Below are 14,690 nucleotides of genomic sequence, written 5' to 3'. Positions count from 1 at the left end.
CGCAGCCTCAGACGGGCAGGCCGGCGGCGCGGAGCCGGGCGCGGGTGTCCTCCGCGCCGGTGAACAGGACGCCGGTCATGCCGAGCGCCCGCGCCGCCTCGCTGTTGCTCGCCCGGTCGTCCACGAACGCCAGGGCGGCCAGCGGCAGGCCCATCCGGTCGGCGACCAGTTCGTAGGCGCGGCGGTCGGGCTTGGCGACCCGCTCGGTGCCGGAGACGACCACGCCGTCGAGCAGCGCGATCACCTCGAAGCGCTCCGGCGCGTGCGGGTAGAGCTCGTCGGACCAGTTCGTCAGCCCCCACTGCGGCACCCCCGCCGCGTGCAGCTCGCGCACCAGGTCCGCGGTGCCGGGGACCTCACCGAGCAGGGAGGCGGCGAAGTTCGCCCGGTAGGCCAGCGCGTGCTCGACCCAGTGCGGGTGGGTACGGCGCACCTCGGCCTCGGCGTCGTCCCAGGTGCCGCCGGAGTCGGGGCCGTGGTTCCACGCCATGAAGTCGAAGTCGGTCGCGGCCAGGAAGCGCCGCGCCTCCTCCTCGCCCACGCCCGCCGCGATCGCGGCGACCGGGTCCCAGTCGATGAGGACGTTCCCGAAGTCCCACACCACCCCCTCGACGCGCACGACCCCGGACGGCTGGCCGTCCGGGGTCGTGGGGTGGTGCGGGTCGCCGGTCAGGCCCACCGCTCCGAGGCCGGGACGAAGTCCAGGCCTCGGTCGCCGGTGTAGATCTGCTTCGGGCGGGCGATCTTCTGCTCCTTGTCCTGGACCAGCTCGTGCCACTGGGCCAGCCAGCCCGGGGTGCGGCCGATCGCGAAGAGGACGGTGAACATCTCCGGCGGGAACTGGAAGGCCTCGTAGATCAGGCCGGAGTAGAAGTCCACGTTGGGGTAGAGCTTGCGCTTGACGAAGTACTCGTCCTCGAGCGCGATCTTCTCCAGCTCCAGGGCGATGTCGAGCAGCGGGTTGGTGCCGGTCACCTCGAAGACGTCCGTGGCGGCCTTCTTGATGATCCGGGCGCGCGGGTCGTAGTTCTTGTAGACCCGGTGGCCGAAGCCCATCAGGCGCTCGTTGCCGTCCTTCACGCCGGCGATGAAGGCCGGGATGTTCTCCTTCGAGCCGATCCGGCGCAGCATCCGCAGCACGGCCTCGTTGGCGCCGCCGTGCAGCGGGCCGTAGAGGGCGCCGACGCCCGCCGCGACCGCGGAGTACGGGTCGACCTGGGTCGAGCCGACCGAGCGCACGGCGTTGGTCGAGGCGTTCTGCTCGTGGTCGGCGTGCAGGATGAACAGCACGTCGAGCGCCTTGACCAGCCGCTCGTCGGCCTCGTACTTCGACTCGCTCATCTTGAACAGCATCGAGAGGAAGTTGGCGGTGTAGCCGAGGTCGTTGTCGGGGTAGACGTACGGCTTGCCCTGCGCGTGGCGGAACGACCAGGCGCCGAGGGTCGGCATCTTCGCGATCATGCGCACGATCTGCATGTGCCGGTTGTCGTCGTCGCTGATGTTGCGCGCGTCGGGGTAGAACGTCGACAGGGCCCCCACCGACGCCATCAGCATCCCCATCGGGTGCGCGTCGTACCGGAAGCCCTGCATGAAGCTCTTGACGTTCTCGTGCACGAACGTGTGGTAGGTGATCTCGTGCACCCAGGCGTCGTACTGCGCCTTGTCGGGCAGCGATCCGTGGATCAGCAGGTAGGCCACCTCGAGGAAGGTGGACTTCTCCGCCAGCTGCTCGATGGGGTACCCGCGGTACTCGAGGATCCCCTTGTCACCGTCGATGTAGGTGACCGCGCTGCGGCACGAGGCGGTGTTCACGAAACCGGGGTCGTAGACGGCCAGGCCCGGAGCGTCCTCTCCGGCCTTGATCTTCCCGAGGTCGGCGGCCTTGATGGTGCCGTCGAGGATCGGGACGTCGTACTCCTGTCCGGTGCGGTTGTCGCGGACGGTGAGAGAGTCAGTCACGCTGCCCAACCTAGACCGCGGTTGGCAACCGCGTTAACCCGGTGTCCCGCGAGGCGGTCATCGGGGCCCTCTCGTTTTGACCGGGCCCGCGCCCCAGCCGTAGTCTTGCCGGTCGCGACTCCTGCCGCGCTCGTCCCGTTCCGCGGGGTGGGTGCAGATCCGGACGCCGACGTACGTCGGGCGAGCCGGGCCGTGTTCGTCAGAAGCCGCAGCAGCACCACCCGGCCGGGCCCACTGGCCGGGAACCACGAACGAAGAGAGCAGAACAGACGTGCGTACGTACGCCCCGAAGCCCGCTGACATCCAGCGCGAGTGGCACGTGATCGACGCGACCGACATCGTCCTCGGTCGCCTCGCCGTGCAGAGCGCCAACCTCCTGCGTGGCAAGCACAAGCCGATCTTCGCGCCGAACGCCGACACCGGCGACTTCGTCATCGTGATCAACGCCGAGAAGGTCGCGCTGTCGAGCAACAAGAAGACCACCAAGATGGCCTACCGCCACTCCGGCTACCCGGGCGGCCTCTCGGCCACCCCGGTCGGCGAGCTCCTCGAGAAGGACGCCCGCAAGGTCATCGAGAAGGCGGTCTGGGGCATGCTCCCCAAGAACCGCCTCGGTCGGCAGATGCTGAAGAAGCTCAAGGTCTACAGCGGCCCGAACCACCCGCACCAGGCCCAGAAGGCCGTCCCGTTCGAGATCACCCAGATCTCCCAGTAATCGACTGCCCTACCGAAAGTCTGAGTGAGGATCACCGTGGCTGAGACCACCGACACCACCACCGAGGTCGAGGAGACCTACGAGGTCAACGAGCAGGGCGTCGCCTACAGCTCGGAGAGCGCGCCGTCCGCCGACGCGCCGGCCCGTCCCGCGACCATCGCCCCCGGCGCGGCCACCGGCCGCCGCAAGGAGGCCGTCGCCCGCGTCCGCATCGTGCCGGGCACCGGCGTCTGGACCGTCAACGGACGGACCCTGGACTCCTACTTCCCGAACAAGCTGCACCAGCAGGTCGTGAACGAGCCGTTCGCCGCCCTGCAGCTCGAGGGTCGCTTCGACGTCATCGCCCGCATCCACGGCGGCGGCATCACCGGCCAGGCGGGCGCCCTGCGCCTCGGCGTGGCCCGCTGCCTCAACGCGATCGACCTCGACGCGAACCGCCCGACCCTGAAGAAGGCCGGGCTGCTCACCCGCGACGCTCGCGTCATCGAGCGCAAGAAGGCCGGTCTGAAGAAGGCGCGCAAGGCGCCGCAGTTCAGCAAGCGCTGACGTCCCGCGTGGGTCGTCTCTTCGGCACGGACGGGGTCCGGGGCCAGGCGAACGGTGTGCTCACCGCTTCGCTGGCCCTGGACCTTTCCGTTTCCGCCGCTCGGGTCCTCGTCGACCGAGGCGAGTTCAGCGGGTCCCGCCCGCTGGCCGTCGTCGGTCGCGACACCCGCATCTCCGGTCAGTTCCTCGAGCACGCGGTCGTCGCGGGCCTCGCGTCCGCGGGCGTCGACGTGCTGCGCGTCCGCGTCGTGCCCACGCCCGGCGTGGCGTACCTGACCGACGCGCTCGGCGCCGACGTCGGCGTCGTCATCAGCGCCTCGCACAACCCGATGCCCGACAACGGCATCAAGTTCCTCGCGCGCGGCGGCGTCAAGCTCGACGACGCCCTCGAGCAGGCGATCGAGGGGCTCATGGGCCAGCCCTGGCAGGCCCCGGTCGGCGGCGACGTCGGCCGCGTCACGCCGTACGCCACGCCGATCGACGAGTACGTCGACCACCTGGTCGGCACGGTGCAGCCGCTCCGCGGGCTCCGCGTCGTGCTCGACTGCGCCCACGGCGCCGCGTCCGTCGCCGGGCCGCGTGCCCTCGAGGCCGCCGGTGCGACCGTGATCGCGATCAACGCCTCGCCCGACGGCCTCAACATCAACGACGGCTGCGGCTCCACCCACCTCGGCCCGCTGCAGGCGGCCGTCCGCGAGCACGGCGCCGACGCGGGCTTCGCGCTCGACGGCGACGCCGACCGCTGCCTGGCGGTCGACGCCTCCGGCGAGGTCGTCGACGGTGACCAGATCCTCGCCATCCTCGCCCTCGGCCTGCGCGACGCCGGCCACCTCAAGGACGACTCGGTCGTCGCCACCGTGATGAGCAACCTCGGCTTCGTCCGCGCGATGCGCGAGGCCGGGATCGCGGTGCGCCAGACCGCGGTGGGGGACCGGTACGTCCTCGAGGAGATGAACGCCCACGGCTTCTCCCTCGGCGGCGAGCAGTCCGGCCACGTGATCATGCGCGAGCACGCCACCACCGGCGACGGCACCCTGACCGCCCTGCACGTGCTGGAGCAGATGGCGATCACCGGCCGCTCCCTGGCCGACCTCGCGTCGGTCATGACCCGCTTTCCCCAGGTCCTCGTCAACGTCCCCGGCGTCGACAAGACCCGCACCGACGACGAGGCCCTCTCCGCCGCGGTCGCCGCGGAGGAGGCCGCCCTCGGCGACACCGGCCGGGTGCTGCTGCGTCCCTCCGGCACCGAGCCGCTGGTGCGCGTGATGGTCGAGGCGCCCACCGAGGACGCCGCCCGCGGCGTCGCCGACCGGCTCGCCGGCGTCGTCCGCGACCGGCTGGCCCTGGCCTAGCCGGACCCGGCCCGGCCCGGCTGGGCTGGGTCGGGCCTGGCCGGGGTCCGGCTAGAGCTTGCGCAGCCGCACGTACCGCACCGAGTGGTCGCGGTCCTTGCGCATGACCAGGGTGGCGCGGGAGCGGGTGGGGAGGATGTTCTCCACCAGGTTGGGGCCGTTGATGGTGTCCCAGATCCGCTCGGCCTCGGCGACGGCCTCCTCGTGGGTCAGCGCGGCGTACTTGCTGAAGTAGCTGCCGGGGTCGCGGAACGCGGTCTCGCGCAGGCGCAGGAACCGGGAGACGTACCAGTCGCGGATCTTGTCGCGACCGGCGTCGACGTACACGCTGAAGTCGAAGAAGTCGCTGACTGCCAGGCTCGTGCGGCCGTCGTCGCGCACCCGGGCGGGCTGCAGGACGTTGAGGCCCTCGACGATGACGATGTCGGGCCGCTTCACGACGACCTTCTCGCCGCGGACGACGTCGTAGACCAGGTGTGAGTAGACCGGCGCCTCGACCTCGTCCTTGCCGGACTTGATGTCGACGACGAAGCGCAGCAGCGCGCGCCGGTCGTAGGACTCCGGGAAGCCCTTGCGGTGCAGGATGCCGCGCCGCTGCAGCTCGGAGTTGGGGTAGAGGAACCCGTCGGTGGTGACCAGCGCGACGTTCGGGTGCTCGGGCCAGTGGGCCAGCATCTGCTGGAGCACGCGGGCGGTGGTCGACTTCCCGACCGCGACCGAGCCGGCGACGCCGATGACGAACGGCGTGCGCGGCGGCGTGCGCCGGTGCAGGAAGTCCTCCTGCTTGCGGTGCAGCCGGCCCGCGGCCTCGACGTACAGGCTCAGCAGGCGGCTCAACGGCAGGTAGACGTCGCGGACCTCGTCGAGGTCCAGGTTGTCGCCGAGGCCGCGCAGGGTGCGGATCTCCTGCGCGCTCAGCGGGCTCTCCGCGCCGGTGCCGAGGGCGGCCCAGGCGCTGCGGTCGAGCTCGATGTAGGGCGACGGCTCCTTGTGGGACTCGTCGTGGTGCGCGGAGCCGGGTCCGACGACCGGACCCGCCGTGCCGGACGACCCATGCGACATGGCGGCGATTGTTGCAGCCGCGCGACGAAGCGGGGCGCGCGGTCCCACGTCGTTAGAGTGGGGCCCATGTGCGGGATCGTCGGGTACGTCGGGGACAAGCAGGCCCAGGACGTCGTCATCGAGGGGCTGCGCAGGCTGGAGTACCGCGGGTACGACTCTGCCGGGATCGCCCTCGTCGACGGCGGAACCATCGCCTCTGCGAAGAAGGCCGGGAAGCTGGCCAACCTGGAGAAGGTCATCGCCGACCAGCCGTTGCCGGCGTCGACGACCGGGATCGGGCACACCCGGTGGGCGACCCACGGTGCGCCCAACGACCCGAACGCCCACCCCCACCTCGGCTCGGCGGGCCGGGTGGCGCTGGTGCACAACGGCATCATCGAGAACTTCGACGACCTCCGCGCCCGGCTCGAGGCGGACGACCACGTCCTGCTCTCGGAGACCGACACCGAGGTCGCGGCGCACCTCCTGGAGCTCCAGGTGGAGTCCGGCGTCGACCTGACCACCGCCATGCAGCGGGTGTGCCAGCAGCTCGAGGGCGCGTTCACGCTGGTCGCGGTGGACGGCCAGGACCCCTCGCGGGTGGTGGCCGCCCGCCGGAACTCCCCGCTGGTCGTGGGCCTGGGCGAGGGCGAGAACTTCCTCGGCTCGGACGTGGCGGCGTTCATCGAGCACACCCGTGAGGCGCTCGAGCTGGGCCAGGACCAGGTCGTGACGATCACCCGCGAGGGTGTGGAGGTCACGACGTTCGACGGTGCGCCCGCCGAGGGCGTGCGCTACCACGTGGACTGGGACCTCTCGGCCGCCGAGAAGGACGGCCACGACTGGTTCATGCGCAAGGAGATCTTCGAGCAGCCCCGCGCGGTCGCGGACTCGCTGCTGGGGCGCCACACGCGGACCGGTCTGCTGCAGCTGGACGAGATGCGCCTCTCCGACCAGGAGCTGCGCGACATCGACAAGATCATCATCATCGCGTGCGGCACGTCGTTCTACGCGGGCCTGGTGGCGAAGTACGCGATCGAGCACTGGACGCGGGTGCCAGTCGAGGTCGAGCTGGCCAGCGAGTTCCGCTACCGCGACCCGATCCTCGACTACTCCACGCTGGTCGTGGCGATCTCGCAGTCGGGGGAGACCGCGGACACCCTGCAGGCGATCCGGCACGCGCGCACCCAGCGCTCGAAGGTGCTGGCGATCTGCAACACCAACGGGTCGACGATCCCGCGGGAGTCCGATGCGGTGATCTACACCCACGCGGGCCCGGAGATCGGGGTGGCCTCGACCAAGGGGTTCCTGACCCAGCTGGTGGCCTGCTACCTGTTGGCGCTGTACCTCGCGCAGGTCAAGGGCACCCGGTACGGCGACGAGATCACCGAGATCATGCACCAGCTCGAGGCGGTGCCCGACCAGATCGCGTCGGTGCTGGAGCGCTCCGAGCAGGTCTACGAGCTGGCGCGCTCGCACGTGGAGACCCGGTCGGTGCTGTTCCTGGGGCGGCACGCGGGCTACCCGGTGGCGCTGGAGGGGGCGTTGAAGCTCAAGGAGCTGGCCTACATCCACGCCGAGGGGTTCGCGGCCGGCGAGCTCAAGCACGGGCCGATCGCGCTGGTCGAGGAGGGGCTGCCGGTGCTGTGCGTCGTACCTCCGCGGGGTCGGGACCAGCTGCGGGAGAAGATGGTCTCGGGGATCCAGGAGGTCCGGGCGCGCGGTGCGCGGACGATCTGCCTGGTCGAGGAGGGTGACGACTCGATCGAGCCGTACGCCGACCACGTGATCCGCCTGCCGCGGGTACCGGTGCTGCTGCAGCCGCTGGTGGCGGTCGTGCCGCTGCAGCTGTTCGCCTGCGAGCTGGCCACCGCGATGGGCCACGACGTCGACCAGCCCCGCAACCTGGCCAAGTCCGTCACCGTCGAGTGAGGGCGGTCCGGTCGTGCCGGTGATCGGCGTGGGGATCGACGTCGTCGACATCGAGCGGTTCGGGGTCTCCCTGTCGCGGACGGCGGGGCTCAGCGCGAGGCTCTTCACCCCCGAGGAGGCGTCGCGCCCGCTGGCCTCGCTGGCGGCCCGGTTCGCCGCCAAGGAGGCACTGGCCAAGGCCCTCGGCGCGCCCGTCGGCCTCGCCTGGCACGACGCCGAGGTGGTCTCGGAGTCCTCCGGCCGCCCATTGATGGAGATGCGCGGCTCGGTGCTCGCCCGGGCCGAGGAGCTCGGCGTCGCCTCCGTGCACCTCTCGCTCTCCCACGACGCCGGCGTCGCCTCCGCCGTCGTGGTGCTGGAGTCCTGAGCCGCCTCCGGATCGCGGTCGTGTGCCCCAGGACGCGTCAGGCCGCGGCGTCGGGCACACAACCCGGCACGCCGAGCGCCAGCAGGTCGCGCGCGACGTCGTCGGGCTCGTGCAGGAGCTCGTACGCCGTGCAGCGGACGACGATCCGGTCGCGGCCCGCCAGCCGCCGGGTGCGTCGCAGGTCGTCGGTGTACTGGCGGACCTCCATGTGGAAGTCGCCGTCCACCTCGAGCACCAGCGTGGTGCCGTCGGGAAGGGGCCACTCGCAGTCGGTGAAGCGGCGACGGCCGGCGGAGTCGACGCGAGCGACCTGGCGGCGTGGCTGAGGCATGCCGTAGCGGCGGCAGAGCCGTCCGACGGCACGCTCCGCGCCGGAGTGGGCGCCGGCGTCGGCGTGGCTGAGGGTGGCCGAGAAGGACCGGCCGCCCCGCAGGGGGCGCAGCTGGTCGATCCACTCGATCATCCGCGACGGGGTCGAGAGGCGCTGCTGGACGCAGGCGGCTACCAGGGCGTGGGCCGGGCGGACCGGTGCGACGTACGCCGCGTGCAGGAGGACCGCGGGCTCGAGCTCGCAGCGCGGGATACCTGGCCTCGTGGACCGGAGGAGGTCGAACGGCCGTCGGCTCCGGAAGAACCGCACGCCGTCGACCGCCTCGAAGGCGAGCTGGTCGTCCACGAGGACGGTGACCTCGGTCGCCTCCCACCCCCGGAGGCCGTGACGAGCCGCGGCGGTCAGGCCGCCGAGCATGCTCCGGGGCCCGGCGTGGAGGACGGCGGACCACTCGCGCTGCTCGGCGGTCAGGGTGCCGGTCACCGTGCTGACCACCCGGGGGGTCGCGAGGGTCCAGCGCCCGGCAGCCAGCTGGTTCCGGACCCGGTCGGCGTCGATCCCGAGCGCGAGCAGCTGGCGCCGTGCGACCACGCCGTGCTGGCGATCCAGCAGCGTCGTCAGGGCGGGCTCCATGGCGACGAGGGTGACCGGTCCGCGCGTCTCGTGCTGGAGCCTCTCCACAGCCCACCCGCCCAGTCCGGGTCGTGTGCCCGAGGACGCGACGGAGCGCGTCGTCAGGCACACGACCCGTCGCCGCGCCCTCCACGTCCCGGATAGCGTCGCGCCCATGCGGTACGCCCACACGGTCGAGCAGGTGCGAGCGGCGGAGCGGGAGCTGATGGCCCGGGTGCCGGAGGGGACGCTCATGCAGCGGGCGGCCACCGGGCTGGCGCACGCGGTGGTCGACCTCCTCGGGAGCGCGTACGGCGCACGCGTGCTGCTGCTGGTCGGGCCCGGGGACAACGGGGGCGACGCGCTGCACGCCGGGGCGCTGCTGGCCCGGCGCGGCTGCGCGGTGGAGGCGGTGCTGGTGGCCGAGCAGGCCCACGAGGGCGGGCTGGCCGCGCTCCGGGCGGCCGGCGGACGGGTCGTCGACCGACCGACGCGCAGGCCGGACGTGGTCGTCGACGGCATCGTCGGCATCGGGGGCCGGCCGGGGCTGGCACCGGCGGCGCAGGCGGCGCTGGAGCAGGTGGCGGGGGTGCCGGTCGTGGCGGTCGACGTCCCGTCCGGCGTCGACGTCGACACCGGACGGACCGACGGCGCGCACGTGGTCGCCGACCTGACCGTCACCTTCGGCACCCACAAGGCCGCGCACCTCGTCGACCCCGCGGCCGAGGCGTGCGGCACGGTCCACCTCGTCGACATCGGCCTCGACCTGCCGCCGGCGGGCGTCGAGGCGCTGCAGGCCGAGGACGTCGCCCGCCTGCTGCCGCGCCCCCGGCCGCAGGACCACAAGTACACGCGGGGCGTGGTCGGCGTCCGCGCCGGCTCGGCGCAGTACCCGGGCGCCGGGCTGCTCAGCGTCGCCGGTGCCGCGTGCGGCCTCGCCGGCATGGTGCGGTACGTCGGCGAGCAGCCGGTCGCGGACCGGGTGCGCGAGGCCCACCCGGAGGTGGTCGGCGCCGGCCGCGTCCAGGCGTGGGTCGTGGGGTCGGGCGGTGGCGAGCACGCGGACGAGGCGCTCGAGGAGGCGCTGGCCGACGAGGTCCCGACCGTCGTCGACGCCGACGCGCTGCAGCACGTCCGGCGCGGGCCGCGCGACCTCGTGCTGACCCCGCACGCCGGCGAGCTCGCCGCGATGCTCGGGCGCGAGCGCGCGGAGATCGAGTCCGACCCGCTCGGCTGGGCCCGCACCGCCGCGGGGGAGCACGACGCGGTGGTGGTGCTCAAGGGCCGCCACACGGTGACCGCGCGGCCCGACGGGCGGGTGCGCATGACGACGACCGGGACCCCCTGGCTGGCCACGGCCGGCGCCGGGGACGTGCTCGGCGGGGTGATCGGGGCGCTGCTCGCCGCGGGCCTCGAGCCGTTCGACGCGGCGAGCGTCGGCTCGTGGCTGCACGGGGCCGCCGCGACCCTGGCCGGCGCCGGTGGCCCGCTCGTCGCGACGGAGGTCGCTCGCGCCCTGCCCGCCGCGGTGCGGAGCCTGCCCCGACCCTGAGCGGGGCCGGGTGGGAGAATGGCCGGCCATGAGCCCCCTGCCGGTCCCGCGCGCCGAGGTCGTCGTCGACCTCGCGGCCGTCCGGCACAACGTCCGCCGGCTCACCGAGCACTGCGGCGTGGCGATGATGGTGGTGGTCAAGGCCGACGGGTACGGCCACGGCATGGTCGAGGTCGCCCGCGCGGCCCGCGCCGCCGGCGCGCCGTGGCTCGGGGTCGCCACGATCGACGAGGCGCTCGCGCTGCGTGCGGCCGGCGACACCGGTCGGGTGCTGTGCTGGCTGACCGTCCCGGGGGAGGACTACGACCGCGCGATCGCCGCCGACCTCGACCTGACGGCGTACTCCCTTGCCGAGCTGACCGAGGTCGAGGCCGCCGTCCGCCGCACCGGCACCCCCGCCCGTCTCCAGCTCAAGATCGACACCGGTCTCTCCCGGGGCGGCGCGACGCCCGCCGACTGGCCGGCGCTCGTCGCCGCGGCGCGCGAGGGCGAGCTCGGCGGCCACTGGCGCGTCACCGGTACCTGGTCCCACCTCGCCGCCTCCGACGAGCCCGACCACCCGGCCAACGACAGCCAGGAACGCGTCTTCCGCGAGGCCCTGGCGGTCGTCGAGGCCGCCGGCCTGGAGCCGGAGGTCCGGCACCTCGCCAACAGCGCGGCGGCGGTCCTGCGGCCGAGCGCCCGGTTCGACCTCGTGCGGTGCGGGCTCGCGTCGTACGGCCTGGACCCCGCGCCGGGCCACACCCCCGACCTGGGCCTGGTCCCGGCGATGACCGCGCGGGCGACGCTGGCGATGGTCAAGGACGTCGAGCCCGGCGCCGGTGTCTCCTACGGCCACACCTGGGTCGCGGACCGGGCCACGACGCTGGGCCTGGTGCCCGTGGGGTACGGCGACGGCGTGCCGCGCTCGGCCAGCGGCGCCGCCTCGGTGGCGGTCGCCGGGAAGCAGCGGCCGGTCCGCGGCCGGGTGTGCATGGACCAGCTCGTGGTCGACCTCGACGGCGACCGGCCCGAGCCGGGGGAGGACGTCGTGCTGTTCGGCACCGGGCACGACGGCGCGCCGACGGCGCAGGACTGGGCCGAGGCCGCCGGCACCATCAGCTACGAGATCGTCACGCGGATCGGCGGCCGGATGACCCGCACCCACCTCCACGGCGAGCCCGACGGCGAGCCCGACGGCGGGCCCGAGGCATGAGCCCCCGCCGTGCTCTCGCCGGCGCCGCCCTCGGCGCGACCGGCATCGCCGCCGCCGGCACCGTCGTCGGCGTCACCCGCCGCCGACGCGAGCTGTCCCGCCGGCCGGCCCCCGGCACCGCCGACCACCCCGACGTCCCGCTGGGGTCGCTGCGGTCCGAGCCGCTGACGGTCGTCGCGGACGACGGTGTGCCGCTGCACGTGGAGGTCGACGAGCCGGAGGTCCCCAGCGACGTCACCGTCGTGCTGTGCCACGGGTACGCCCTCACCCTGGACTGCTGGCACTTCCAGCGGCTGCACCTGCGCCGCGCCGGGGTCCGCGCCGTCCTCTACGACCAGCGCTCGCACGGCCGCTCGGGCCGGTCCGCGGGCGAGGACGCGACGATCGACCAGCTCGGCCGCGACCTGCACCGGATCATCGAGGAGGTCGTCCCCGACGGGCCGGTCGTCGTCCTGGGCCACTCGATGGGCGGGATGACGGTCGTCGCGCTGGTCGAGCAGCACCCCGAGCTCTTCGGCGACCGGGTCACCGGGGTGGGCCTGGTCTCGACCACGGCCGGCGGCCTCGACGTCGGGCGCCTGCTGCTGCCGGTCGTCCCGGCACGGATCGGCCTGCCGCTCGCGCAGCGGACGATCGCCACGCTGGCCCGCCGGCACCGCAGCGTCGACCGGTTCCGCCGGCTCGGCAAGTCGGTCGCGATGGTCGCCACCGACCTGTTCGCGTTCGGCGACGACGTGCCGGCGTCGTACGTCGAGTTCGTGGACTCGATGCTCTCGGCTACGCCGTACGAGGTGGTCGCGCAGTTCTTCCCGGCCTTCGGCGGCCTGGACAAGTTCGACGCCGTGGAGGTGCTCGGCCGCGTGCCCACGACGATCATCTGCGGCACGTCGGACCGGTTGACGTCGATCGGGCACAGCCGCAAGCTGCACGCCCGGATCGCCGGGTCCCGGCTGGTCGAGTGCGAGGGCGCCGGCCACATGGTGGTGCTGGAGCGGCACCAGCAGGTCGACGCGGAGCTCGACCGGCTGCTGGCCGCCGTGAGCGAGGAGGCGGTGGCCCGGTGAGCGACGTCCAGGTGGTCCGCGTGGGGCCGGAGGCCGCCGCGCAGGTGCTGCAGGTGGTGCGGGAGGCGTTCGCCGCCCGGCCGCCCCTCGACCCGCCCGCCGACGCGCTCGGCGAGACCGAGGAGACCATCGCGACGATGCTCGCGCCGCACGGCGGCCTCCTCGCCCTCCTCGACGGGGAGCCGGTCGGCGCGCTCGTCCTCGACCCGGTGGGGAACACCGTCTACCTGCGGCGCTTCGGGGTCGTCCCCACGGCGCAGGGCCACGGCATCGCCGGCAGGCTCATCGAGGCGGTCGTCGACCACGCCGAGGGGTACGACGACGTCACCGTCGTGGCCCGTGAGGAGCTGCCGCGGACGATCCGGTTCTGGGACCGGCAGGGCTTCCGCGAGATCGCCCGGCGCTCGCCGCTGGTCGAGATGCGCCGCCCCCTGCGGACCGCGGTCTTCCAGGCACCGACGCCCGACGCGATGCACGCGCTCGGGCGCTCGCTGGCCGGCCAGCTCGCCCCCGGCGACCTGATCGTGCTCAGCGGCGAGCTGGGCGCGGGGAAGACCACGCTGACCAAGGGGATCGGCGCCGGCCTCGGTGTCCGCGGGGAGATCACCTCGCCCACCTTCGTCATCGCGCGCGTGCACCCCTCGCTCGTCGGGGGCCCGGACCTCGTCCACGTCGACGCCTACCGGCTCGGTGGCATGGAGGAGCTCGACGACCTCGACCTCGACACCGACCTCGACCACGCCGTCACGGTCGTGGAGTGGGGCGAGGGCCTGGCCGAGGGGCTCACCGACTCCCGGCTCGAGGTCCGGATCGTGCGGGCCCTGGCCGACGAGGTGGCCGACGACCCCGACGACGAGCTCGACCCGCGGCGGGTCGAGATCACCCCGGTGGGCCCCCGGTGGCACGCCCTCTCCTTCCGAGGACTCGGATGACCCTGCTGCTCGCCCTGGACACCGCCACCCCCTACGTCACCGTCGCGCTGCACGACGGCGACGACGTCGTCGCCGAGCTCGTCTCCGAGCGCGCCATGAAGCACGGTGAGCAGCTCGCCCCGCTCGTCGCCGACGCCCTGGCGCAGGTCGGCGCCGTCCGCCAGGACCTCACCGCGGTCGCCGCCGGTGTCGGGCCGGGCCCCTTCACCGGCCTCCGCGTCGGGCTGGTCACCGCGCGCACGCTCGGGTTCGTGCTGGACGTTCCGGTGTACGGCGTGTGCTCGCTCGACGTGCTCGCCGCGGAGGCCGTCGCGGCGGGGATCGGTGCCGACTTCTGCGTGGCGACCGACGCCCGGCGCAAGGAGGTCTACCTGGCGACGTACGACGCCGACGGCACGCGCCTGGACGGGCCGGTCGTCGAGCGCCCGGCCGCGGTGGCGAGCGAGCGGCCGGTCGTGGGCGAGGGCGCGGTGCTCTACCCCGAGTCGTTCCCCGACGCCCGTGGCCCGGTCCGCCCGAGCGCCGGCTGGCTCGCGCGGGTGGTGACCGAGGAGCGCGCCGAGCTGCTCGACCCCGAGCCCCTCTACCTCCGCCGGCCCGACGCCGAGCTGCCGGGCAAGCCGAAGCCGGTCTCGTGACCGTCCGGACCGCCACCCCCGAGGACCTCGACGCGGTCGTCGCCCTGGAGGACACCTGCCTCGGCGACGACGCCTGGTCGCCCGGGCTGGTGGCCGAGGGCCTGGCCGGGAACGTGCCGACCGTGGTCTACCTGGTCGCCGAGGCCGGGACGACCGTGGTGGGCCACGCCGTGGCCAGCATCGTCGCCGACATCGCCGAGCTCCAGCGGATCGCCGTCGACCCCGACCACCGCCGGGGCGGGCACGCGAGCGCGCTGCTCGACGAGGTGGTGCGCCGCTCGAAGGAGGGCGGCGCCGAGCGGCTCCTGCTCGAGGTGCGCGAGGACAACGCCGGGGCGCTGGCGTTCTACGCGGCGCGCGGGTTCGTCGAGGTCGACCGCCGACGGCGGTACTACCGCGACGGGGCGACCGCCGTCGTGCTGCGCCGCGGGCTGCGCAAGGGCTGCTGAGCGGC

The 14,690-nt window shown here is 73.6% G+C and carries 15 protein-coding genes; 11 read left to right on the top strand and 4 right to left on the bottom strand.

The annotated features are described in order from the left end of the window. Positions 1-7: 7 nt before the first annotated feature. Positions 8-679 (bottom strand): HAD family phosphatase, encoded by a 672-nt coding sequence (locus OSR43_RS17550; protein ID WP_302268040.1) that lies wholly within the window; start codon positions 677-679, stop codon positions 8-10. After that, a complete protein-coding gene (locus tag OSR43_RS17545) occupies positions 670-1,959 on the bottom strand; it encodes a citrate synthase (RefSeq protein ID WP_302268039.1) in 1,290 nt (429 codons plus the stop codon). The genes OSR43_RS17550 and OSR43_RS17545 overlap by 10 nt, the downstream gene beginning before the upstream one ends. Before the next feature lie 271 nt (positions 1,960-2,230). Here OSR43_RS17545 and rplM point away from each other — a divergent pair, with 271 nt between their 5' ends. The 3 genes from rplM to glmM are packed head-to-tail and all read left to right on the top strand — an operon-like array spanning position 2,231 to position 4,572. Then, complete coding sequence (gene rplM, locus OSR43_RS17540; RefSeq protein WP_300961843.1) at positions 2,231-2,674, top strand: 50S ribosomal protein L13; 444 nt, start codon at positions 2,231-2,233, stop codon at positions 2,672-2,674. A gap of 36 nt (positions 2,675-2,710) precedes the next feature. Further along, positions 2,711-3,220 carry a 30S ribosomal protein S9 gene (gene rpsI / locus OSR43_RS17535; RefSeq protein ID WP_300952885.1) on the top strand — a complete coding sequence of 170 codons (510 nt, stop codon included), beginning with the start codon at positions 2,711-2,713 and terminating at the stop codon, positions 3,218-3,220. Between the two features lie 8 nt (positions 3,221-3,228). Further along, positions 3,229-4,572 (top strand): phosphoglucosamine mutase, encoded by a 1,344-nt coding sequence (gene glmM, locus OSR43_RS17530; protein ID WP_302268036.1) that lies wholly within the window; start codon positions 3,229-3,231, stop codon positions 4,570-4,572. 51 nt (positions 4,573-4,623) lie between these two features. On the opposite strand, the gene coaA is transcribed toward glmM, so the two are convergent. After that, positions 4,624-5,634: a type I pantothenate kinase gene (gene coaA, locus OSR43_RS17525; RefSeq protein ID WP_302268035.1), complete on the bottom strand. Its 1,011-nt coding sequence runs from the start codon at positions 5,632-5,634 to the stop codon at positions 4,624-4,626. A 66-nt stretch (positions 5,635-5,700) separates the two neighbouring features. Between coaA and glmS the strand changes: the two genes are divergently transcribed. Both glmS and OSR43_RS17515 read left to right on the top strand, forming a co-directional pair. After that, a complete protein-coding gene (gene glmS / locus OSR43_RS17520) occupies positions 5,701-7,545 on the top strand; it encodes a glutamine--fructose-6-phosphate transaminase (isomerizing) (RefSeq protein WP_302268034.1) in 1,845 nt (614 codons plus the stop codon). Between the two features lie 13 nt (positions 7,546-7,558). After that, positions 7,559-7,912, top strand: coding sequence for a holo-ACP synthase (locus OSR43_RS17515; protein WP_302268033.1), 354 nt, complete (start codon positions 7,559-7,561; stop codon positions 7,910-7,912). 37 nt (positions 7,913-7,949) lie between these two features. Here OSR43_RS17515 and OSR43_RS17510 read toward each other — a convergent pair whose 3' ends face one another. After that, positions 7,950-8,876: a hypothetical protein gene (locus OSR43_RS17510; RefSeq protein ID WP_302268032.1), complete on the bottom strand. Its 927-nt coding sequence runs from the start codon at positions 8,874-8,876 to the stop codon at positions 7,950-7,952. Between the two features lie 154 nt (positions 8,877-9,030). Here OSR43_RS17510 and OSR43_RS17505 point away from each other — a divergent pair, with 154 nt between their 5' ends. The 6 genes from OSR43_RS17505 to rimI are packed head-to-tail and all read left to right on the top strand — an operon-like array spanning position 9,031 to position 14,685. Further along, entirely contained in the window at positions 9,031-10,407 is a 1,377-nt protein-coding gene (locus tag OSR43_RS17505) for an NAD(P)H-hydrate dehydratase (RefSeq protein WP_302268031.1), read from the top strand. A gap of 28 nt (positions 10,408-10,435) precedes the next feature. Continuing rightward, complete coding sequence (alr, locus tag OSR43_RS17500) at positions 10,436-11,602, top strand: alanine racemase (RefSeq protein WP_302268030.1); 1,167 nt, start codon at positions 10,436-10,438, stop codon at positions 11,600-11,602. Beyond that, a complete protein-coding gene (locus OSR43_RS17495) occupies positions 11,599-12,666 on the top strand; it encodes an alpha/beta fold hydrolase (protein WP_302268029.1) in 1,068 nt (355 codons plus the stop codon). Before alr ends, OSR43_RS17495 begins: the two co-directional genes overlap by 4 nt. Beyond that, a complete protein-coding gene (gene tsaE, locus OSR43_RS17490; RefSeq protein ID WP_302268028.1) occupies positions 12,663-13,598 on the top strand; it encodes a tRNA (adenosine(37)-N6)-threonylcarbamoyltransferase complex ATPase subunit type 1 TsaE in 936 nt (311 codons plus the stop codon). The genes OSR43_RS17495 and tsaE overlap by 4 nt, the downstream gene beginning before the upstream one ends. Beyond that, the gene (tsaB, locus tag OSR43_RS17485; RefSeq protein ID WP_302268027.1) at positions 13,595-14,236 is read left to right on the top strand and encodes a tRNA (adenosine(37)-N6)-threonylcarbamoyltransferase complex dimerization subunit type 1 TsaB; all 642 of its coding nucleotides are present in this window, start codon (positions 13,595-13,597) and stop codon (positions 14,234-14,236) included. The genes tsaE and tsaB overlap by 4 nt, the downstream gene beginning before the upstream one ends. Beyond that, positions 14,233-14,685: a ribosomal protein S18-alanine N-acetyltransferase gene (rimI, locus tag OSR43_RS17480; protein WP_302268025.1), complete on the top strand. Its 453-nt coding sequence runs from the start codon at positions 14,233-14,235 to the stop codon at positions 14,683-14,685. Before tsaB ends, rimI begins: the two co-directional genes overlap by 4 nt. Positions 14,686-14,690 lie beyond the last annotated feature (5 nt).

It is taken from the genome of Nocardioides sp. Arc9.136 (assembly GCF_030506255.1).
GTDB lineage: Bacteria > Actinomycetota > Actinomycetes > Propionibacteriales > Nocardioidaceae > Nocardioides.
This window is presented reverse-complemented; position numbering and strand designations above follow the sequence as displayed.

What these genes read in the sequence shown, in the direction of transcription:
- glmS (WP_302268034.1), top strand. Translation starts at nt 5,701, where the DNA reads ATGTGCGGGATCGTCGGGTACGTCGGGGACAAGCAGGCCCAGGACGTC.
- tsaB (WP_302268027.1), top strand. Translation starts at nt 13,595, where the DNA reads ATGACCCTGCTGCTCGCCCTGGACACCGCCACCCCCTACGTCACCGTC.
- OSR43_RS17495 (WP_302268029.1), top strand. Translation starts at nt 11,599, where the DNA reads ATGAGCCCCCGCCGTGCTCTCGCCGGCGCCGCCCTCGGCGCGACCGGC.
- coaA (WP_302268035.1), bottom strand. Translation starts at nt 5,634, where the DNA reads ATGTCGCATGGGTCGTCCGGCACGGCGGGTCCGGTCGTCGGACCCGGC.
- OSR43_RS17505 (WP_302268031.1), top strand. Translation starts at nt 9,031, where the DNA reads ATGCGGTACGCCCACACGGTCGAGCAGGTGCGAGCGGCGGAGCGGGAG.
- OSR43_RS17510 (WP_302268032.1), bottom strand. Translation starts at nt 8,876, where the DNA reads ATGGAGCCCGCCCTGACGACGCTGCTGGATCGCCAGCACGGCGTGGTC.
- alr (WP_302268030.1), top strand. Translation starts at nt 10,436, where the DNA reads ATGAGCCCCCTGCCGGTCCCGCGCGCCGAGGTCGTCGTCGACCTCGCG.